Origin of the sequence: Ruminococcus sp. 210702-SL.1.03 (genome assembly GCF_020559915.1) — a bacterium.
Classification (GTDB): Bacteria; Bacillota; Clostridia; order Oscillospirales; family Ruminococcaceae; genus YE71.
The window spans coordinates 91,658-112,484 of record NZ_JAJCLZ010000008.1 but is presented as its reverse complement, the minus strand read 5'-3'; the positions used below and the strand labels follow the sequence as shown (position 1 = coordinate 112,484).

The 20,827-nt window shown below is 52.0% G+C and carries 18 protein-coding genes and 1 pseudogene; 6 read left to right on the top strand and 13 right to left on the bottom strand.

Annotated elements, in window-relative coordinates; translation table 11 throughout:
* From LI114_RS06340 to LI114_RS06295, 10 genes and pseudogenes are all read right to left on the bottom strand, one after another.
* A pseudogene (locus LI114_RS06340) lies at positions 1 to 272 on the bottom strand (translation initiation factor IF-2 N-terminal domain-containing protein); the annotation flags it as partial.
* Positions 273 to 283: 11 nt separating this feature from the next.
* Positions 284 to 628 carry a ribosomal L7Ae/L30e/S12e/Gadd45 family protein gene (locus tag LI114_RS06335; protein ID WP_022128232.1) on the bottom strand — a complete coding sequence of 115 codons (345 nt, stop codon included), beginning with the start codon at positions 626 to 628 and terminating at the stop codon, positions 284 to 286.
* A complete protein-coding gene (gene rnpM, locus LI114_RS06330) occupies positions 618 to 896 on the bottom strand; it encodes an RNase P modulator RnpM (protein ID WP_022128231.1) in 279 nt (92 codons plus the stop codon). The genes LI114_RS06335 and rnpM overlap by 11 nt, the downstream gene beginning before the upstream one ends.
* A complete protein-coding gene (nusA, locus tag LI114_RS06325) occupies positions 896 to 2,080 on the bottom strand; it encodes a transcription termination factor NusA (RefSeq protein WP_227219942.1) in 1,185 nt (394 codons plus the stop codon). Before nusA ends, rnpM begins: the two co-directional genes overlap by 1 nt.
* A 27-nt stretch (positions 2,081 to 2,107) precedes the next feature.
* Entirely contained in the window at positions 2,108 to 2,590 is a 483-nt protein-coding gene (rimP, locus tag LI114_RS06320) for a ribosome maturation factor RimP (RefSeq protein WP_022128229.1), read from the bottom strand.
* Positions 2,591 to 2,783: 193 nt separating this feature from the next.
* Positions 2,784 to 3,782: an LCP family protein gene (locus LI114_RS06315; protein ID WP_227219941.1), complete on the bottom strand. Its 999-nt coding sequence runs from the start codon at positions 3,780 to 3,782 to the stop codon at positions 2,784 to 2,786.
* Between the two features lie 26 nt (positions 3,783 to 3,808).
* Positions 3,809 to 4,369: a hypothetical protein gene (locus tag LI114_RS06310; RefSeq protein WP_227219940.1), complete on the bottom strand. Its 561-nt coding sequence runs from the start codon at positions 4,367 to 4,369 to the stop codon at positions 3,809 to 3,811.
* 140 nt (positions 4,370 to 4,509) lie between these two features.
* A complete protein-coding gene (locus tag LI114_RS06305) occupies positions 4,510 to 5,676 on the bottom strand; it encodes a hypothetical protein (RefSeq protein WP_227219939.1) in 1,167 nt (388 codons plus the stop codon).
* Positions 5,677 to 5,951: 275 nt separating this feature from the next.
* Positions 5,952 to 6,707 (bottom strand): zinc ribbon domain-containing protein, encoded by a 756-nt coding sequence (locus LI114_RS06300; RefSeq protein WP_227219938.1) that lies wholly within the window; start codon positions 6,705 to 6,707, stop codon positions 5,952 to 5,954.
* Positions 6,708 to 6,746: 39 nt separating this feature from the next.
* The gene (locus tag LI114_RS06295) at positions 6,747 to 7,265 is read right to left on the bottom strand and encodes a hypothetical protein (RefSeq protein WP_227219937.1); all 519 of its coding nucleotides are present in this window, start codon (positions 7,263 to 7,265) and stop codon (positions 6,747 to 6,749) included.
* 222 nt (positions 7,266 to 7,487) lie between these two features.
* On the opposite strand from LI114_RS06295, the gene hydF reads away from it, so the two are divergent.
* The 5 genes from hydF (at position 7,488) to LI114_RS06270 (ending at position 15,334) form a co-directional block, all read left to right on the top strand.
* On the top strand, positions 7,488 to 8,687 hold the full coding sequence (gene hydF, locus LI114_RS06290; protein WP_227219936.1) for a [FeFe] hydrogenase H-cluster maturation GTPase HydF: 1,200 nt from the start codon (positions 7,488 to 7,490) through the stop codon (positions 8,685 to 8,687).
* Positions 8,688 to 8,753: 66 nt separating this feature from the next.
* A complete protein-coding gene (gene uvrC, locus LI114_RS06285; RefSeq protein ID WP_227219935.1) occupies positions 8,754 to 10,598 on the top strand; it encodes an excinuclease ABC subunit UvrC in 1,845 nt (614 codons plus the stop codon).
* 7 nt (positions 10,599 to 10,605) lie between these two features.
* Complete coding sequence (locus LI114_RS06280) at positions 10,606 to 11,886, top strand: bifunctional folylpolyglutamate synthase/dihydrofolate synthase (protein ID WP_227219934.1); 1,281 nt, start codon at positions 10,606 to 10,608, stop codon at positions 11,884 to 11,886.
* 31 nt (positions 11,887 to 11,917) lie between these two features.
* Entirely contained in the window at positions 11,918 to 12,715 is a 798-nt protein-coding gene (gene pflA / locus LI114_RS06275; RefSeq protein ID WP_227219933.1) for a pyruvate formate-lyase-activating protein, read from the top strand.
* 222 nt (positions 12,716 to 12,937) lie between these two features.
* Positions 12,938 to 15,334 (top strand): GH25 family lysozyme, encoded by a 2,397-nt coding sequence (locus tag LI114_RS06270; protein WP_227219932.1) that lies wholly within the window; start codon positions 12,938 to 12,940, stop codon positions 15,332 to 15,334.
* A 107-nt stretch (positions 15,335 to 15,441) separates the two neighbouring features.
* Here the strand turns inward: LI114_RS06270 and LI114_RS06265 are convergent, their stop codons facing one another.
* Entirely contained in the window at positions 15,442 to 16,017 is a 576-nt protein-coding gene (locus tag LI114_RS06265) for an SH3 domain-containing protein (protein WP_227219931.1), read from the bottom strand.
* A 216-nt stretch (positions 16,018 to 16,233) separates the two neighbouring features.
* Here LI114_RS06265 and LI114_RS06260 point away from each other — a divergent pair, with 216 nt between their 5' ends.
* Positions 16,234 to 16,938: a zinc-ribbon domain-containing protein gene (locus LI114_RS06260; RefSeq protein WP_227219930.1), complete on the top strand. Its 705-nt coding sequence runs from the start codon at positions 16,234 to 16,236 to the stop codon at positions 16,936 to 16,938.
* Positions 16,939 to 17,019: 81 nt separating this feature from the next.
* Here the strand turns inward: LI114_RS06260 and LI114_RS06255 are convergent, their stop codons facing one another.
* Positions 17,020 to 20,031, bottom strand: a complete 3,012-nt coding sequence (locus tag LI114_RS06255; RefSeq protein ID WP_227219929.1) for an ABC transporter ATP-binding protein/permease — start codon at positions 20,029 to 20,031, stop codon at positions 17,020 to 17,022.
* A 7-nt stretch (positions 20,032 to 20,038) separates the two neighbouring features.
* A complete protein-coding gene (locus tag LI114_RS06250) occupies positions 20,039 to 20,548 on the bottom strand; it encodes a MarR family winged helix-turn-helix transcriptional regulator (RefSeq protein WP_227219928.1) in 510 nt (169 codons plus the stop codon).
* Positions 20,549 to 20,827 lie beyond the last annotated feature (279 nt).

Sequence of the window (20,827 nt, the reverse complement as noted above, 5' to 3'; positions counted from 1 at the left end):
TTCTTCTTAGGCTTTTCAGCCTTAGCCGCGGGCTTTTCTTCCTTAGCAGGCTCGGGCTTTACGTTGTTAGCGTAGTAAGCTTCGAAGCTCTCTACCTGATTTTTCTGGGTAAAGTACTCCATAACGTAGCCTACCTCCTGCGGGGTGAGGAAAGCGCCGCTCTTCTTAGGCTCTCCGCCAAGCACGCTCAGGCATTCTATAACTTCATTCGCTGCTGCGTTTATATCCTTTGCAAGCTCTGAAAGCTTGTATTTTTTAACCGTCTTATTCATAGGCAGCCTCCTTATATCTCACTGTAAAAATCATTTATATCTGCCGAAATATCCTCTTCGCCCTTAGCAAGCGCTTTGGCGAAGCCGCCGTCGCAAACGGCGAATATTCCCGACTTTTTCCCTAGCTTATCAGCAGCCTGCTGCATGGTGATACGCAGTCGGTATATCTTTACCGCGTTTTTTGCGCAGCAAAAGCGTATCTCTTTCAGCGATTTTTCCGAAAGATCGCTCGCGGTGAAAACCGCCTTTGCCTCGCCCGTTTCGCACGCCGATTTCGATATATCCATGCCGCACTTCACCTTGCCTGCCTTTCGGCACATGCTCAGCAGCCCTGTTTTATCTGCGTTACTGCTCATTTTCCAGCTCACGCTCCATTCCGTCGTATACCTCTTCGCTTATCGCGCAGGAAAGGCTTTTTTCAAACCTGTGCGCCTTTCGCGCTTTTCTGAAGCACTCGGCGCTGCGGCAGATGTATGCTCCCCTGCCCGCTTTTTTTCCCGTGAGGTCTAGCGATACTTCGCCCTCTTTCGATTTTACGACTCTTATCATCTCGCGCTTGGACTTCATCTCGCTGCAGCCCAAACACATTCTCAGAGGTATTTTTTTCTGCTTCGTCTGTTTCATCAGACCTCGCTCTCTCCCTCAGCGGGTACTTCCTCCAGCGCGTCGGCAAGCTCCAGCTCAGATACTTCGTTCTCGCCTTCCAGAGCTTTTTCCTCCTGCTCAGCCTCGGCAGCTTCTTCCAGCTCCTTAGCCTGCGCGTCAGAGATTATGTCGATCTTGTAGCCGGTAAGACCTGCGGCAAGGCGCGCGTTCTGACCTCTGTTGCCTATCGCAAGAGAAAGCTGGTTCGCAGGCACGATAACTCGGCAGGCGGGCACTTCGCTGCCCTCTATCAGCTCTACGTCTATGACCTGCGCGGGTGCGAGCGCTCTTGCGATGTACTCGGCGGGGTCTTCGCTGTAAGGGATGATGTCGATCTTCTCGCCGCAAAGCTCGTTCACTACCGCGGATATTCTCGACTTCTTAGGGCCTATGCAAGCGCCTATAGCGTCTACATTTTTATCCTTGCTGCGTACAGCCAGCTTCGAGCGCGAGCCTGCTACTCTCGAAATGCCCATTACCTCAACTACGCCCTCGGCTATCTCGGGAACTTCGTTCTCAAAAAGGCGCTTTACAAGGTCCTTGTGTGTTCTGGAGATCTTCAGTGCGGGCTTCTTTTCGGGGTTCGCGATGCCTACTACATATACCTTTATCATGTCGCCTGGACGCAGTATCTCGCCGGGTATCTGCTCCTGACGAACGAGGTAAACTTCGCTCTTATCCAGCGAGAGAACTGCGTTGCCGGTTCTTGCCTCTATGCGCTCCACCTTAGCGGTAACGCATTCGTAAAGCTTGTCGTTGAACTGCTCTATCAGGCGCTCTCTTTCGTGATTTTTCAGCTCGTGCTTTATCTGCTGCTTAGCGTTCTGCACGGCTACTCTGCCGAATGTAGCGGGAGATACCTCGATAAGGCACATACCGCCTACGCGTGCGTTTGGGTCTATCGTTCTCGCCTCGTCGATGTTTATCTCGTTGTATTCGTCGAGCGGCTCGTCATCTACTACTACCTTGAGCACACCCATCTCGAACACGCCTGTTTCGGGGTTTATCTCTACTCTTATGTTTTCGCAGTTAGGGTTATCCCTCTTTATAGCCTTAGCCACGCCCTGCTTGATTATTTCTGCCAGAGCGTCAGGCTCCATGCCGTTTTCCTGTCCCATAAGCTTTAAAGCTTCAAAAAATTCGCCGTTCATTTTTACGATCATATCCTCTCTTTAAATATTGTGTGTCATTCAGAATAAGTCTGCGTCGTCGTTTAAGTTTACCGAAGAGCAGTCTTTGTACTCAAAGCGCTCGCCCTCCAGAACATTGCCATCTTCGTCCACCGAGTAGGCGAGGGTAAAGCCCGTATCGTCGCAGTCAGCTATCAGCCCCAGAAAATCTTTCTTCCCGTCCCTTGCCTTATAAAGTTTCAGCCGCGCTTCGTCGCCCATGCAGGCTTTGAAGTGTTCGGGCTTTGTGAGCTTTCTGCCCAGCCCGGGGCTTCCAGCTTCAAAAACGTAGTTCTGGCTGATGAAATCCTCGCTGTCGAGCAGCTCGTTATACGCGCGCGAAAATTCTTCGCATATGTTCATATCTATACCGCCGTCGCGGTCGATGAACACGCGCAGGTACCAAAGCGCGCCCTCTTTTTCAAAACGCACGTCCCAAAGGTACAGCCCCAGCTTTTCGCAGAGCGGCTCTGCGAGCGACCTCGCTTTTGCAATGGTATTCACTTTCTTATCATTCCTTTCGCTGATACACCTTTTCGTTTGCAAAACTGCCATACAAAATCAAAAGACCGATCTTTCAATCGGTCCTTTCTTTCAAAGTATTGTATTTATTATACCACATTACTTTGGAAAATGCAAGAGCCGCGAAGAACTTTTTAAGTCAGATCATGAACAATCTGTTTCTTATCTGAAAACTTTATTCTTCCGAAACTTCTCCGCTCTTTTCTTGCGACTTAGTAGCTTCCATTTCGTTGTATATCTTCTGCTTAAATTCCGCCGACATCTCAAAGTGCTCGTCGTCAGTCCATGTACCCTCGGGGATAAGGCTGTAAGCGGGCTGTATCTGCTTTTTGAGCATTTCCTTTATATACACCTTCTGCTGCTTATAGTCGTTTTCCGAAAGGTTGGTAACGCTGCCCGAAGATATTTTGCCGTAAAGAATATCAAGGCTGTTAGAGGTTATCTCCACCTGATCGAAAGCGTTGTTGAGCATAGTGGTTATCGCGAGCCCCAAGAACTCGGTGTTGCCCTGTCTGCCCGAAGAGAAAAGCTTCGGGTACTGGCATATCAGCCTTATCTGCTTGCCGCTGAGCGATACCGATTCGTTCTGGCGCAGCGATATATCGTTGTCATTTTCGGGCGAGAGGTAGTAAAGCTCCTCAGGCGGCGAGTATACGAAACCGCCGATTATATCGGCGCAGTCCTCGAAAGCGTCGTTGCTCACGGTAACGTAGTAATTCGTAGAAATGCCGAGGGTGCTGTCTACCGCCGCGGAAAGCTGGCGTATACCGCCGTCGGCGTATATCTCGCGCATGGTGGATCTATTATCGGTGCTGCTTACGGTGAAAGCCGAGAGCGGGATAACGAGTATTTTTTCCTGCTCGGGGCATATCCTCACGATGGTCATATCGCTGAGCACGTTCTTGTTGTTCACGCGCGCATAGAGCGTATTGAAAGAGTCGATATACGTTCCCGAAAGGTCAACGTTTTGGTCGCTCTTATCGGTCAGCTTGTTCACGATAGTCAGCGCGAACATACCGAAAACGCCGAGGAAAAGCAGCAGCGTGATGAAATACACCAGCGCTACGGGCGCCTGCGAGCGCTTTTTTCTCTTCTTTTTGCCGCGCTTCTTACCGCCGGGGGCGGGCGCTGCGCCTAACTTTTCGTTGCTGAGGTTATCCATCGCCTGTGCCATATTATCTCTTCTCCTTAAAATCTATCTCACATCTGCTGAGTGCCGTACATTATGTACGTTTCCAGCCCCGCGCGCTCCGCCATCCTCACCGTCTGCATACTGCCCGAGCGGCTCTCGCGGTCGGCGGCGTAGCCTATCAGCGCAGCCGAGCACTCTACCATAAGTCTGTTTCGCACGCCGTAGCAGCCGCGTGTGTAGTGCGGCGAGCTTATCATTATCAGCTCCGCGTTTTCCAACGCCGCGGCGTACAGTTTTTTCTCTTCTTCGGTGCGCATCTCGCGCTCCTGCTCGGGGTACGGCAGCGCGCATATCAGCCTGCCGCCGAGCTGCATCACCAGCCGCGCCATCTCAAGATCAAAGCCGCGCGACATACCCGTTATGAATCTGCCGAAGCCGCGCTGCGCCAGCAGCCGTATAAACACCGCCGCTTTTTTGTTCATCTGCGCGAGCTCCTCGCCCGCGGGCAGTTTTTCGGGGCGGTGACCTGTAAAGCAGCAGGTCTTTGCCCTAGCAGCGCCCGAGAGCGCAGCGGGCGGCTCGAAGCCTTCTGTGAAAACTATTTTCTGCGAATATTTATCAATAGTCAATAGTTTTCACCCCGTCCTAGTCCATACTATTACATTATATCACATTATAATTTCGTTTTCAAGTACCGCACCGAATTTTTTCACAAAAAAAGCGCCGAGAGCCGCATAGCCCTCAGCGCCGTGATATTCGTTATGTAAGTTTATACCATAAACTGCTGATAGCCTGCATTTTCTTCCTTTATACCTGCTATCTGCGCCTTTACAGCGTCAACGTCTGCCGCTATCTTATCCTTTATGCCGTTTACAGCCGCCTGCTTATCGAGGAAGTCGTTCTTAGCGATCTCCTTTTCAGCGTCGATGGCGTCGCTCTCAGCGTTGATCTCGACCTCTTTCTCAGCCAGTACCTTGTTAGCGTGAGCGTTGGCGTTATTGTACTCGTCCTCTATCTCAGCTATCTTCTTGCGGTACTCTTCTTCTGCTCTTGCAAGAGCGGCTCTGTGCTCGGTCTGGGCAGCCATTCTCTTCTCGTGAACCTCTTCGCCGCGGGTAAGCACGTTCTCATAAGCGTTCTTAGACTCTTCAACTGCCTTTTCAGCGTCGGCGAGCTGAGCGTTGTAATCGTCCTCTACGGAAGAAAGCTTGCTCTCCAGCTCTGCGATTTTAGTGTTGTTAGCCTCGACCTGCGCCATAGCGAAAGCCTTCATCTTATCAAAAGCTGTACCGCCCTCGTGCACGGTGATGGTAACGTCCTCACCCTCGTCAGCAGCGGCAGGCTCTTCTGCGATGAATTCATCTACGGGGTGCTCAACTATCGGCTCATCGGCAGCTATGCTGGGTATTTCCTCTGCCGAGATGCCGTCCATTTCTGCAACCGGCTCTTCTGCGGCAGGCTCAGTCACTGCGGGTGCAGGCTCAGCCTTTTCCAGCTCGAGGTCGATGTTGTCGGTAGAGATGCCCTCCATAGAAACTTCCTCGGGCTCTGCGGGTGCAGGCGCGGGGGCAGCAGCCTCAATCTCAGCTTCCTTTTCAGCCTTTTGTTTTTCTTTTTCGAGCATATATCTTTCAAGCTTGCTCATGCCCTCTACGTTTACCTCAGCGGACTCTTCAGCAGCTTCGTTCTCTTCGGGGGTGTATGCGTCTGCCTTCAGCGGCTGATCTTCTGCCGCGGGCGCTACTGCATTTTTCGAGCGGACAACGGTCTCGGGGATGCTGTCCTCGCCGCACCTTCTTCTTATAACGTTAGTTATAACGTCGGCTTTTACAGCGAGCTCGGCAGAGATCTGCTCTACGCTCTTTCCCTCTTTAAAAAATCTCACCATTTTATCGTTAATAGATTCTTCCTTCTGTTTCTTACCAAATGCCGGCATTGTAGTTTCAACCCTTTCGCTAACAAATTTCGCGCCCGCGCCTTACCCGTATCTCACAAAGTCAGACGCTTAGGCGGCACTATAATTGTATTATATCACAATTCGTTCGATTAAGCAATAGTTTCATAAAAAAATCTACAAAAAATACTGCAAAAAATTTCACCGCTTGTTTTGTATATTCTACAAATATGGTAAATTATTTTAACTAAATTACTGCAAACATCCGCCGCTTCGGAAGAATTTTCTTCCGAAAAACGGCGGTAATGATATGCGTATTATAATAAAATGTCGAAATCTTCCGCCTGCGCGCTGTACTCGGCTATGTCGGCAACTACCGCCGCGCTCTTTTCGGCAGAGTCGTCCTTGGTGTCCTTTTTATGGCCAAGGAAGATTATGCAGTCGGCAACGAGCACCGCTACTATCAGCACAATAAGTATTATAGGCACTACGAGCGAATTTTTCTTCTCCTTGCCGTCAGCGCCGACGGTAGGTATAGGCGAGCCGGGCTGGGGATATGTATTAGCCTGCTGCGACTGAGCGTACTGGTTAGGCTGCTGCGGACGCGCGTAAGCGTTCGCCTGAGACTGGGTCTGCGCGGGCTGATTTACCGATACGGCTACCTTCGGCGCGGCGGGCGAGGGCGCTGAATCCATAGAAAATGCAGGGGCAGGCGCAGGCTGCTGCGGCTTAGGCTCTTCCTTATCGGGCATTACGGCCTCCTCAAAGCCGTCGAACTTTTGGCTCGTATTTATCTCTTTGTTTGAAGCGAAAGTATCCGCCGTGATCTCGGGCACTTCAAGTTCGTCCATTGTGGTAGGCTCTTTTATCTGCGGCTCAGCCTTAGCCTTTTCCTGCGGTACTTCCCTGCCGCAGATCTCGCAGAATTTCGTTCCGGGTTTCAACAGATTTCCGCACTGCGCGCAAAATCTTTCCTGTTCTATTCTTTTAACAGCCACGGGTGCGCCGCATACTTCGCAGAATTTTGCGCCGTCTTTCAAAGGGCTTCCGCAAGCCGAGCAATTTTTAGCCATGATAAGATCAATCCCTTTCGTATAAATAGGTCGTAATTTTTATTTTTTGTCTGTTTGAGCAGTAAGCTCCAGCGAGTCGATGACTTCTCCGTAGATGTACCAGATCCCGCCGCACCTTACAAAAGTAAGCTTTTCGTCGTCAGCGAGCAGCTCGTCGTCCTTAGTCAGCTGAAAACGCACGTCTGCCGACTGACCCTTTGTAAAATCAAATCTGACGCCGTATTTTTCATGCGCCTGCTGCTCCAGCGCTTCAAGCTCTTCGCCGTTTAGCGCCGCGGTATCGGTTATCTTCGCCCTTATCTTACAGCCGTAAGCCTTGCGGTCGAAGATCTTTTTCATAAAGCCTTCCTCGGGCTTTTCCTCTTCGGCATACCGCGCTTTTTCCTGCGGCAGAAAGCAATTCAGGTAGCTTTTGCCGTCGGCAAAATTGAGCGAGCCTGCGGCAGCCGTCAGCGGCTTTTCGTAATTGAGGGTAGTGTCCTCTTTCGCGCCGCACGAGGCTAAAGACGCAGCCATAACACAGGCGGCGGCTGCACAAAGCAATTTTTTCAGCATCATTTTTTATCGTTCAACTCGTTTTCATAGGCGCAGTATGTCCGCGCCGACTTACTCCTTTAATATTACACCATTTTTTCATTTTTGTCAAGGGCAAATTTGTATGTATTCGCTAAAACGCGTAATTATTTATCTCTTGAAAATTCACTTATAATGTGGTACAATATATAATGGAATAAGTGGGAGCACAAATGGGAATTTTACTGTAAAGGAATGACAATTATCATGGGAATGAACGATACTCCTTCGGGCGAGCGTTTGCATATAGGCTTTTTCGGCTGCCGCAACGCGGGCAAATCAAGCGTGGTGAATGCCGTTACGGGTCAAGACCTCGCGCTGGTATCAGACGTGGCGGGCACTACCACCGACCCTGTTTCAAAGGCGATGGAGCTGCTGCCGCTCGGCCCGGTGCTCGTGATCGACACCCCCGGCGTAGACGACGAGGGCGGCTTGGGCAAGATGCGCGTAGAGCGCACAAAGCGCGTGCTTGAAAAGACCGACTGCGCCGTGCTGATAGCCGACGCCTCCCGCGGGCTGAACGTCAGCGACCGCGAGCTTTTGCAAATATTCAAAGAGCGCGGGATACCCTACGTCATAGCCATGAACAAGTGCGACCTCACCGGCGTGCCGCAGACAGCTTCGGATAAAGAGATATTCGTAAGCGCGAAAACGGGCGAGAATATCGGCGTGCTGAAAGACCGCATAGCCGCTGCAGCGAAGCGTGCCGAAAGCGGCCGCAGATTAGTCGGCGACCTGCTCGAAAAGGGCGACATAGCCGTGCTGGTAGTGCCGATAGACTCCGCCGCACCGAAAGGCAGACTGATACTCCCCCAGCAGCAGGCTATACGCGACCTGCTCGAGTCGGGCTGCATACCTATGGTCTGCCGCGAGAGCGAGCTTGAGCTAACGCTGAGCGCCTGCGCGAAAAAGCCCGCTATGGTGATAACCGACAGTCAGGCTTTCAAGCTTGTGGCTGAAATAGTTCCGCAGGAGATACCGCTGACCTCGTTTTCGATACTGATGGCGCGGTACAAAGGCTTTCTTGAAACGGCGGTAAAGGGCGTTACTGCGCTAAAGGACATTCGCGGCGGCGACAAAATACTCATCTCAGAGGGCTGCACCCACCACCGCCAGTGCGGCGACATAGGCACAGAAAAGCTGCCGCGCTGGATACGCAGCTTTACGGGCGCGCAGCCGCAGTTTGAGTTCAGCTCTGGCGGCGGCTTCCCCGAAAAGCTTTCGCAGTACAAGCTGGTGATACACTGCGGCGGCTGTATGCTGAACGCTTCCGAACTGACTTACAGAATGAAGTCGGCAGAAAAGGCGGGCGTGCCTTTTACAAATTACGGCACGGCTATCGCCTACATGAACGGCATACTCAAACGCTCGCTCGCGCCGTTCCCCGCGCTGGAGAAACTGGTGTGACCCGCGCTCAGCATATACATTATATAAGTTACACACGATAATTAACACTACAACCGGTGATAAGATTTGCATATTACAGAAGAACACAATCCTTGTCTGCCGTATCTGCGGGACAAGACCTCTAAGCTTACCGAAAAGCCCGGCTGCTACATCATGAAAGACTCGGGCGGAAAAATAATATACGTCGGCAAGGCGAAAAACCTAAAGCACCGCGTTACCTCATATTTCCGCAAGGGACAAGACCATCTGCCTAAGGTGTGGAAAATGGTATCTCTGGTGCGCGACTACGATTTTATAGTAACCGACAGCGAGTTTGAAGCGCTGGTGCTGGAATGTTCGCTGATAAAGCAGTATTCGCCAAAGTACAATATCCTGCTGAAAGACGATAAGGGCTACAGCTATATACGCGTATCGAACGAGGAGTACCCGCGGCTGACGGCGGCGCTGCAAAAAGAGGACGACGGCGCGCAGTACATCGGGCCTTACATCAGCTCATATTCGGTAAAGCAGGCTGTGGACGAAGCGAACAGAGTATTCATGCTGCCCACCTGCACAAAGCAGTTCCCGCGGGATCTCGGCAAAAGCCGCCCCTGCCTAAACTGCTTCATAAAGCAGTGCATGGGCGTGTGCAAAGGCGAGATCTCTGCCGAGGACTACCGCGGCGTGGTACAGCAGGCGGTAGAGTACATCAAAAGTGGCTCGCAAGCGAGCGTTGAGCGGCTTACAGAGCAGATGAACGCCGCCGCCGAAGCGCTCGACTTTGAGCAGGCGGCAAAACTGCGCGACCGCATAGCCGCCATAAAGAAAGCCGCCGAGGGGCAGAAGATAGTTTCCGACGACCTGCGCGATATGGATATTTTCGCCGTTTCGGAAAACGCTGACCGCGCCTGCGGCAGCGTGCTGATGTACCGCGGCGGGCGGCTTTTCGACAAATACAGCGCGCCGCTAGGCATGACCGATCTGGGCTCTGCCATGCGTGAGGGCTTTATCACCGAATTTTACTCGGCGCGCAGCGAGATACCGAAAGACATACTGCTCGACGAGCCGATAGAGAACACCGAGCTGCTCGAGCGGTATCTGTCAGACAAATGCGGACACCGCGTGCACATATCTGTGCCGCAGAGGGGCGCACTGCTGCGGCTGACCACCCTCGCGAAAAGCAACGCAAGCGAGCACCTTTCGCTGCGCGTGGGCAGAACGGGCAAGGAGATAACCGCTCTTGAAGAGCTTGCGAAAGCGCTGGGTCTGGAAAAACCGCCGCGGTTCATAGAGTGCTACGATATATCAAACTTCGGCTCTTCCGACATGACCTGCGGAATGGTGGTCTACGAAAACGGCAGACCATGCAAGCGCTTTTACCGCAAATTCGCAATAAAAACAGTGCACGAGCAGAACGACTACGCCTGTATGTGCGAGGCGGTAGAACGCCGCTTCAAGCGTTATCTGGATGGCGAGGACGAGGGCTTTTCCACCCTGCCCGACCTTATACTTCTCGACGGCGGCAAGGGGCACGTCGCCACGGTAACGCCCGTAGTGCGCGCGCTGGGGATAAACGTGCCGATATACGGTCTGGTGAAAGACTCGAAGCACCGCACCCGCGCCGCCACCGCTTCAGACCACGAGATAAGCCTTACCTCATACCGACGCGCGTTCGCGCTGGTGACGGCTATACAGGACGAGGTGCACCGATACGCGATAACATTCACCAAAGCGCGGCACAAGAAAAACAGCTTCGCGCTGGGGCTTACCTCGGTAAAGGGTATAGGCGAGAAAAAGGCGCAGAAGCTAATGACCGAGTACAAGACGCGCGCCGCGCTTGAAGCCGCCACCGAGTACGAACTGGCGAAAACGGCGGGCGTGAGCGCCGCTACGGCGGCGGAGCTTTACAAATACATTCACGGAGAGGACTGACGACGATTTGCAAAAATACATGAAGCTGGTAGACAGCTACGGCAAGCTTGGCGGCAAGATAACCGACCTTGAAAGGATACGCGCGCTGATGGGCGCTCTGGGCGACCCGCACAAAAAGCTGAAATTCGTGCACATAGCGGGCACTAACGGCAAGGGAAGCTGCGCCGAAATGACGGCGGAAGCGCTGCGCGCGGCGGGGTACGCCACGGGGCTTTTCACCTCGCCATACATACTGCGCTACAACGACCGCATACGCGTGAACGGCGAGGACATCTCAGACGCCGAGCTGAACGCGCTTTCTGAGATAGTAGACGGCGCAGTGAAAAAGCTGCCGCACTACGAATTTTCGCAGTTTGAGATAACGCAGGCTATGGCTTTTCTGCATTTCATCGACCGCGGCTGCGACGTAGTAGTACTGGAAACGGGCGTTGGCGGGCTGCTCGACTCTACCAACGTTATCCCGCCGCCGCTGGTATCGGTGATATGCTCCATCTCGCTCGACCACACGGCGATACTGGGCGGCACTATCGAGAAAATAGCGGCGCAGAAAGCGGGCATAATAAAGAAAGGCTCGCCCTGCGTTACCGCCCCCGAGAACCCGCGGCAGGCGATGGGCGCTATCGGCAGGCGCGCGCGGCTATGCAATTCGCAGCTCGTTATCCCCGATATGGCTGAGCTGAAAGTTGAGAGCTGCACGCCTTTCGGCTGCAAATTCAGCTACCGCGGCGGGCAGTACGAAACGCACATGGGCGGCTATCATCAGATAAAAAATGCGCTGACAGTTATCGAAGTGATAAACGCTCTGCGCGGCGAAGGTTACGATATTCCCGAAGCGGCTCTGAAAAGCGGTCTGCTGGCGCAAGTGCCCGCGCGTGTGCAGATACTCTCGCGCGAGCCGCTGGTAATTTTAGACGGCGGGCATAATCCCGAGGGGGTAAAGGCGCTTGCGAACGCATTGGCGGCGCTGAACTGCCCGAAACGCGCTGTGATAGGTATGCTGGGCGACAAAGACAGCGAAACGGCGGCGGAACAGATAGCGCAGGCGGCGGAAAGCTTTATCTGCGTAGACGGCTACTGCCCGCGCGCGCGTGAAAAGGGCGAGCTTGCCGAGATACTGGCGCGACACGGTGCGAAAGCCGCACCCTCGCCATACTCCCCCGAGGAAACTGTACGGCGGGAGATAGCCGCGCTGAAGGACGGCGAAGCGCTTGTGATATGCGGCTCGCTATTCCTGGCCGCGCTTTTCGCCGACGGAAAGATAGTAAGCAGCGCGCTTGAAAACAGATGATACAATTTGTACAAAGGAGATAGACAGCTTTATGGACGATATTAAAGGTTATGTACATTCGGTAGAAAGTTTGGGCACGGTAGACGGCCCCGGGCTGAGATTCGTAGTATTCGTAAGCGGCTGCCCCATGCGCTGCGCCTACTGCCACAACCCCGATACTTGGAACAAGCAGGACGGCAAGCTTACATCGGTATCTGACATAATGTCGCAGTTCGACGCGGTAAAAGAATTTCTGCGCGGCGGCGGGATAACCTGCACAGGCGGCGAACCGCTCATGCAGCCCGAATTTGTGGGCGAGATATTCCGCAGGGCGAAAGAGCGCGGAGTTCACACCTGCCTTGACTCCTCGGGAATAATGTGGAACGCGGGCAACGCCGAGATGCGCACGAAGATAGACCGCCTGCTCGACTTCACCGACCTGGTTATGCTCGACATAAAGCACATCGACCCAGAAAAGCACCGCTGGCTCACGGGGCAGGACAACGCGGGCATACTCGACTTCGCCCGCCACCTCAGCGACCGCGGCATAGACGTTTGGATAAGGCACGTCCTAGTACCCGGCGTTACGGACGACGACGAGTCGCTCACGCGGCTGGGAAAATTCATCGGCGGGATAAAAACGCTGCGCGCTATTGACGTGCTGCCCTACCACACTATGGGAATAGTAAAGTACGAAAACTTAGGTCTGCCCTACCGCCTGAAAGACGTGCCCGCCGCTACCAAAGCGCAGGCAAAGGCAGCGCGCGACCTGATATTCGCAGGGGTAAAGCAGCGAATAGCCGAGGACATCGCCAAAGCTAAGGCTGAAAAGGCACAAAAGACGGAATAATACTATTTTGCGGTTTTGAATTGTAACAAAACGGTTAAAAAGGTTGACAAACCGATTAAGATAGTGTATACTTATATATGTATGTTGATGTATATTCGTATGCAAAGCGAATAACTTTTGTGCAAAATTAAACTTTATGCACATATATTTCACAGAAGTAAATAAAAGGGAAAATATAAGTTACACTGCCGCGGAATGCGGCAAGAAAGGAAGATCACACCGATGTTGAAAAAAGCAGTAGGTTTTCTGGCGGCTCTAGCAATAGCGGCAAGCAGCAGCACGGCGGCTTTCGCCGACCGCTCATACGGCAAAAAGGCGGCTGTTGCCGTAAACACCGATTCGCAGGAAGGCGCTGACGCAGAAAAGCCTGCTTCACAGGAAAAGACCGAAGAGCAGATAAAGGCTGAGGAATTTGCAGAGGAAAACTGCGACCCCCAGCTTGGCAAATATTTAGATTCACTCGAAAAGCCCACGACTGATTTTTCAGACATTGCCAAAGAAGCGGGCGGCGGCAGCGACGACGGAATATTAACTTTCGGCTACACCAATAACTCGCTGATACACAACTCACGCTTCGACAATATGGATAAGGTCTGGGGCATCGACGTTTCCTACTTCCAGTACAATATCGACTGGAACAAGGTAAAGGCTGACGGAATAGACTACGCTATAATCCGCGTGGGCTACCGCGGCTACGGTTCGGGCGGACAGCTTGTGCTCGACTACAAATTCAAGGAAAATATCGAAGCGGCTAAAGCTGCGGGACTTGACGTAGGCGTGTACTTCTACACGCAGGCTGTCAACACTAAAGAAGCGCAGGAAGAAGCCGATTTCGTGCTCAGCTACATAAAGGACTACACCCTCGACCTGCCTGTATATTACGATATAGAGTCGGTAGACTACGACACGGGCAGACTCGACAGCGCGGGACTTACCAAAGCGCAGAAAACAGCGCTCTGCACCGCTTTCTGCGACAGGATAATCTCTAAGGGCTACAAGGCGGGCGTTTACGCGAACATGAGCTGGCTGACATACCAGATCGACGGCGCGGCGCTCGGCAAAAAGTACCCGATATGGCTGGCGCACTACACTACTCAGACCAATTACAGCGGCGATTACAGCACATGGCAGTTTTCCAGCACGGGCAAGGTAAACGGCATAGCTACCTCGGTAGACATGAACGTAGATTACCGCGACCCCAACGGAAACAGCAATGCGGTAGGCACGGTCACGGGGCTCAGCTACACCACCAACAGCGACGGCAGCGTTACCTTCAAATGGAACAAGGCTGACAACGCTGAAAAGTACGAGATATTCAAGTATGACGCTTCAAGCAAGAAGTACACGCGCATCGGCTACTCTTACACCACCCAGTACAAGACCACGGCAAGCGCCAGCTACGGCTACTGCGTACGCGGCACAAAAGTAGAGTCGAACGCGAACGTCTACGGCGCATACTCCGACGTGCTTTACATGAACAGCGGCAAGAAGATCACAGACCTCAAGGCTGCGGCGGGCGACAAGAGCATAACCATTAGCTGGGGTGCGCTGCTCGGCTGCGACAGCTACGAGATATACCGTCTGGTAGAAACGCCTTACACAAGCTACTACACCCGCATCGACACCACCACCACAAACAGCTACACCGAGAACATCAGCTCTAGCCTTACGAGCGTTACATACAAAGTAAGACCGATATTCAAGAACGGCAGCAAGCTGGTGGGCGGCGAATATTCCGAACCGGTAACGGCTGTTACCAAGCTGCCGAAGATGAGCGTTCCCACCCACACCGCCTCCACCAAAAGCTCGGTAAGCGTAAAGTGGAGCAAGGTCAAGGGCGCTGACGGCTACGAAATATCGCTCTACAACTCGGCTACTAAGACATACACCGTGCAGAAAACTGTAAACAGTTCCACCACCGCGGCTACTATCTCGGGACTTGAAGCGGCTTATGGCTACCGCGTTGCGGTAAGAGCCTACGCCACGGTAAACGGCAGCAAGGTTTACGGCAACTGGTCGTCATACCGCACCTGCGGCACCGCCCCCGAAGAGCCTTCCGGCGCATACGTTACCCAGACCTCCGGCAGCATAACGCTGAAATGGAACGCGGTAAGCGGTGCAAGCAGCTACACCGTTTACAAGAAAAACGGCGGCTCTTACACCTCGCTCGGCACAGTTTCCGACACCACGCTAGCAGTTGACAACACCGCGGGCAACTTCTCTACCGAGTACGTTGTGGCGGCTTCGACCGTTATAAACAGAAAGGCGCTCACGAGCGCTTACAGCGCGGCTGCCTGCCTGCCCGAAAACCCGCCCGCTACCCCCTCGATAATCTCGTATATGTCCGGCAGCGACGGAATACTCACTCTGAGATGGACAGTTTCCAAGGGCTGCTCGGGCTACCGCATCTACAAGTACGATGAAGCCAAGAAGACATACGTCAAGGTAAAGACAGTATACGGCGAGGGCAGCGTAACGCTTTCGCTCAACGATCTTGCGGCAAATTCGCAGTTCAAGTTCCGCGTAAAGGCGTTCACAAAGACCGGCACAGGCATTTCTTGGGGCACATCATCAAAGACCTACAATGCGAGAACAGTTTCAAAGTACGTAAACAAGTAAATACAAAAGCTTCGTACACACAGCAGTTGTACGGAGCTTTTTTTCGCATAAAAAAGCCGCAGGGTCTGCACTACGCAAACTCTGCGGCGAATTTTTTATCTTTTAGATCACTGAGCAGCCGTGAAATATGTGCCCCAAGCGTAACCTACCTGATCGTCATACTTAACGTAATACCAGCCGTAGTTCGAGCTGCCGTATACCTCTACCTGCGCACCTGCGGGCAGGGTCGAGAGGTTCTCGCTGGAGGAGCTTGGCTCGGGGTGCAGGTAAACGGAATCGTTGACAACGTACTTGCCCGCTACCGAAGTATCGAGGTCGGCGGGTAGGGAAATATCGGGAGTATTATCCTCAGTAGTAGTCTTTTTCTTTTTCTTCTTCTGCACTGAGGTTATCTCTACATCGTCGCCCGCCGTGGTGGCTACCGAAACGTACTCGGTAGAGGTAATGTGACCTGTTTTCACGTTAGCCGAAAGCTTCGAACTGCTTACGAAAAGGCTCTTGGCGAAAAGCATAACTATTATCACGACAATAAGTATCGTAATGAAAACGGCGATAAGCCCCTTTACTGTATATTGGAAATCGTTCTTCTCCTCAGCCTCCTGCTGCGGCTCGCGGTAATAGCGTGCGCGCTCGTCGGGGTAGCCGCGGTAGTTACGATCGTTATTATTGCGATTTACCGACATTATGTCAAGCTCCTTTCAAATATATCTATATAATACTAACTATATTTAATTATACAATGTATTTTTAAAAAAGTCAATAGCTTATTTTGGAAAAGTCAGAGGGTGGGCAAAAAAAATTGCGTGCATTTTTCAACTGTTCGTTACATGAAATATTGACAAAACGCGGCAGCGGTGCTATGATTAAGATGTATAATCATATAAAAGAGGTCTTGCACTATGTTTTGTGATAAATGCGGAAGAGAGATACCGAACAACTCTGCGTTCTGCGGTTTTTGCGGCGCGCCCTCGGAGGATATGCCCGAACAGCCGCAGTACGGCGGCTATCAATATGAACAGTATGAACAGTACCCGCCGAAAAGCTCTGCGCGCAGGACTTGGATAATCCCCGTGGTGGTCGCGGGTATTTGCTGTATCACCCTCGCGGCGGTCGCGGGGATAGTGATATTCTCCAACAACGGCGACGATAATAAGAGCGACGACGGCACCGTGCAGGCTGCCGAGGTGCAGACCGCGCAGCAGGCGCAGGAAGAAAGCCTGCCCGAGCAGACTGAGGCGGAAACGGAACAGCCTGCCGAAGAAGCGGGCGACATCGGCGGCATGGACGGCGACGCTGTTCCCCTAGTCCCCGATGGGCTCGACCACAGTATACCCTACAATCCGCCAGACGTTGACATAAACGGCGGCAGCTATACCGCCCGCACCATCGACGGCTCGGCATACGGCTACAAGGCTATAAATTTTAGGATAGGCCCTTCAAAAGACTTTCCTACCCTCAGCCTGCCGAACGACCGCACCGCCATCGACAACGGCAAGACGGTTTACGAATATGCCAGATATTACGAAGCGGACGCCGACGAATTTTGGTCGTACATCGAGTGGAACGGCTACACGGGCTGGGTAATGACGAGGTACACAAAATAAACAGCAAAGCAAAAGCGCGAACGGCTTTTTTACAGCCGTCCGCGCTATTTTTATGCTTTCATGCGTATATGAACAAAGCGTTTATTCGCTTCTCAGTGCAACTACGGGGTCTTTCTTCGCCGCGCTTCTCGAGGGGATAAGTCCCGAAATGAGGGTGAGCGCTACGCTTATCGCAACGAGTATCACTGCTGCGAGCGGCGGCAGGTACGCGCTGAGGTTGTTTATGCCCGTGAGGTGGTGTATGATGAGATTTATCGGTATGCAGAGCAGGTATGTCACCAATACGCCCAGCAGTCCCGAGCTGAAGCCGATTATCATAGTTTCAGCATTGAACATACTCGAAACATCTCGCTTGGAAGCGCCTATCGCCCTGAGTATGCCTATCTCCTTCGTTCTCTCCTGTACCGAGATGAGGGTGATAACACCGATCATGATGGAGGATACCACCAGCGAGATAGCTACGAAAGCGATAAGAACGTAGGTTATCGTATTGATTATCGTAGTCATCGAGGACATCATTATGCCGACGTAATCGGTGTAGGTTATCTCCTGCTCTTCCTTTACGCCCTTGTTGTAATCCTTGATGGCGTCGGTGATAACGTCCTTGTTCTCAAAGGTCGAAGCGTAAAGATTTATGGAAGAGGGCGTGTCGAGGTCAACATAGCCCAGCTCTGAGAGTATATCCTCGTAGGTGGATTCCGAATAATCCTGCGGAACTACTTCGTCGTAGTAAGCCGCGCTTTGGTCGGCGGTGTAGGTATCCAGAGCCGCGTCCAGCGCCGCCGCAAGGTCTTTGGTGCTCATAGCGCCAAGCTGCTTTTCTACTTCCTTGCCCTTAGTTTCCTTGAGGTATTCGGGGGCAGCCTGCTGTATCATCTGAGTAAAGTCGTCTTCGCTCATGGAAGCGAGGTACTGGTTTAGCGTTTCCTCGTCCATCTCTGCTTCGCCCGCGATAGCCTGCTTTATCATTTCTTCTTTCTGCTCTTTGGTCATAGCAGACATCTGCTCGATGAGGGCGTTTATCTCCTCTTCGGTAGGCAGGCTCATTATCTTGACGTATGCGTCCGCCTTTTCGGTTTCGCTGAGTCCCGCGATGTAATCGGCAAGCTTCTGCTGCTTTTCCTCGTTGGTAAGCTCTTTATCCTCGCTCTTGAATGGCAGACCTGTAAGAATGTCGGTATCCTTGTTTTCAAGCTGAGCCTTTACCACGTCGGTATCCTGCGATTTTTCTATAACATGATCGGTTAGCGCCTTGGTGTAGCCGATAGAGCCTGTAAGCATAGTGGTCTGCACGTCCTCATTTGGGCGGATAATGCCCGTTACTTTCAGCGGTATTCCGTTATCATAAAGATACTTCATGCCGGTATCGGTATTTCTGAGGTCGCTGTAAGTTTTGGTGTCTTTATTATAAGTGTAGCAGTCAGAGCCGAGCACGGTGCGGAACTCCATGCCGCAAATATCCTCGTAGCTCCACTTGCCGTCGTTTTTCTGAGTTTCTTTCTGATTCATAGCCGCGTCCATAAGGTCTTTCATCTGGTCGTGCGATTCAAGACCCAGCGCGTAAAGGGTGAGGTCGTCCAGCTCGTTGTTTTCATCGAGCACGAGCACTATCTCGTTATACTCCTTAGGCCATTCGCCGTAAACTACGTCGTACTGCTCTTTCAGCAGGTCGCTGATGCCCTCGCCGTTATCGTTAGCGAGCATCTCCTGCCAAAGCACTACCTGCGTAGAAAACATACTGCCCATTCCTGAGCTGCTCATGTAGCTTTCGCGCATATCCATCATCGCGGACATATCTACGCCCATAGCTTCCTGCATCATTTCCATCATGAGCTTGTTGGGGTCGGAAAGGATAATATCGCCGTCGACATTTTTGGTGTACACCTGCATATCGAGATCGTAGGAATACTGCACGCCGCTTATGGCATTGTGCAGCTCGCTCTCATTATCCGCAAGCTCGCCGTCGATGTATTTTTTAAAGCTCTTGAGGTCGTTCTCGCTCTGGTTTGAAGCGCTCATGGCGTTTACAAGGTCTTGGAATATCGGCTTTGTGTATACCGCGTCCTTTTTGTGATCCTTACTGGCGCTGCTCTTGCCCAGCATAGTTTCCATCAGCGAGCTGAGATCCATTACTTTAGACTCGATAGTCAGCGGGTAAGCTGAAAGGGCGTTTTCCTGCACCGAGTCGATGTAGAGGGTAAAGCCCTGCGAGAGCGCGAGTATCAGCGCTATGCCGATGATGCCTATGCTTCCCGCGAAAGATGTCAGCATAGTTCTGCCCTTTTTAGTGAGCAGATTTTTCAGCGAGAGGGAAAATGCCGTGCCGAAAGACATCGAGGGCTTTTTTACCTTTTTGCCCTTAGCCTGCTCTATCTGCGCCTTGTCGGCTTCCTGCTCGGCTTTGTACTCTTCTTCGGTGAGCGGGTTAGAGTCGCCCGTTATCTCGCCGTCTAGGATATTGATTATGCGCGAGGAATATTTCTCGGCAAGCTCGGGGTTGTGCGTTACCATTATTATCAGCTTGTCTTTAGAGATCTTTTTGAGTATCTCCATTACCTGTACGCTGGTAACAGTATCCAGCGCGCCGGTAGGCTCGTCGGCAAGGATAATATCGGGGTCGTTTACAAGCGCGCGGGCGATGGCTACTCGCTGCATCTGTCCGCCGGACATCTCGCTGGGGCGCTTATTTAGCTGCGACTCCAGACCCACGTCTGCCAGCGCCTTTTTCGCACGCTCGCGGCGCTCAGCCTTTGAAACGCCCGAAAGGGTCAGCGCAAGCTCTACGTTTTGCAGCACCGTTTGGTGCGGGATAAGGTTGTAGCTCTGAAAAACAAAGCCTATAGAGTGATTTCGATAAGAATCCCAGTCGCGGTCTTTAAAATCCTTAGTAGATTTGCCGTTTATAACAAGGTCGCCCTCAGTGTACTGGTCAAGGCCGCCGATTATATTCAGCATAGTGGTCTTGCCGCAGCCCGAAGGGCCGAGTATAGAAACGAACTCGCTCTTTCTGAACCTCAGATCTACTCCGCGCAGCGCGTGCACCACGCCGTCGCCCGCAGGGTATTCCTTTTTGATTTGCTTTAACTCAAGCATTTTCTTTTCATACCTCCTGTTTCAGTTGTTCGGTTGTGTCCGCGCTGTTTTCGTGCGCGTTTTTTTTGATCTCTTTTGCATACTTTATCAAGTTTTCCGAGAGCCGCACAGAGGTGTTGTAAAAGACCTCGATGTCGCTCTGCGGTATATCCGCCGATACCTCAGCCGTCAGCTCGCTGATAGCCGCCGACATATTCTCCGCAAGCTCTCTGCCCTTTTCGGTGAGCACCATTCGGTAGCCGCGTGAAAGCCCCTCGTCCTCGGGGTTGCGGCAGATGTACCCGCGCTCCTGCAAGTCGCGCAGCGTGCGTGAGATAAGCGCCTTATCGTAAACGAAAATGCTGCCCAGCTCGCTCGCCGAAAGTCCGCTTTCGCTGACGGTTATCAGCCGAATGCACATTATAGAAACATGCTTCAGCCCACATTCGGGCAAAATATTCTCCAGCAGCTTCTGAACATTCTTATGATTTTTCATGAGCATAGTCACGAAAAAATCAAAATGGTCAAGACCGTTCAATAAACATTCACCTCCGATAGTTGATAAATCAACGTAATAATTATACCACCATCAAGTTGATTTGTCAACCATAAATATGTTCGCCCGACAATATTTTTGTGAAAAAGCGGTGAAATGTATACTGACTTTAGTTACATGGCATGAACAATATTTACAATTCGTTAAAACTTCGCTTCTGCACTTGAAAAATCCGCGATAACGTGCTATAATGTAAGCATAGAGGAAATATCCGCTATACTATATAGAAAAGACAAAGAAAGCAAAAGACAGAAAAAGACA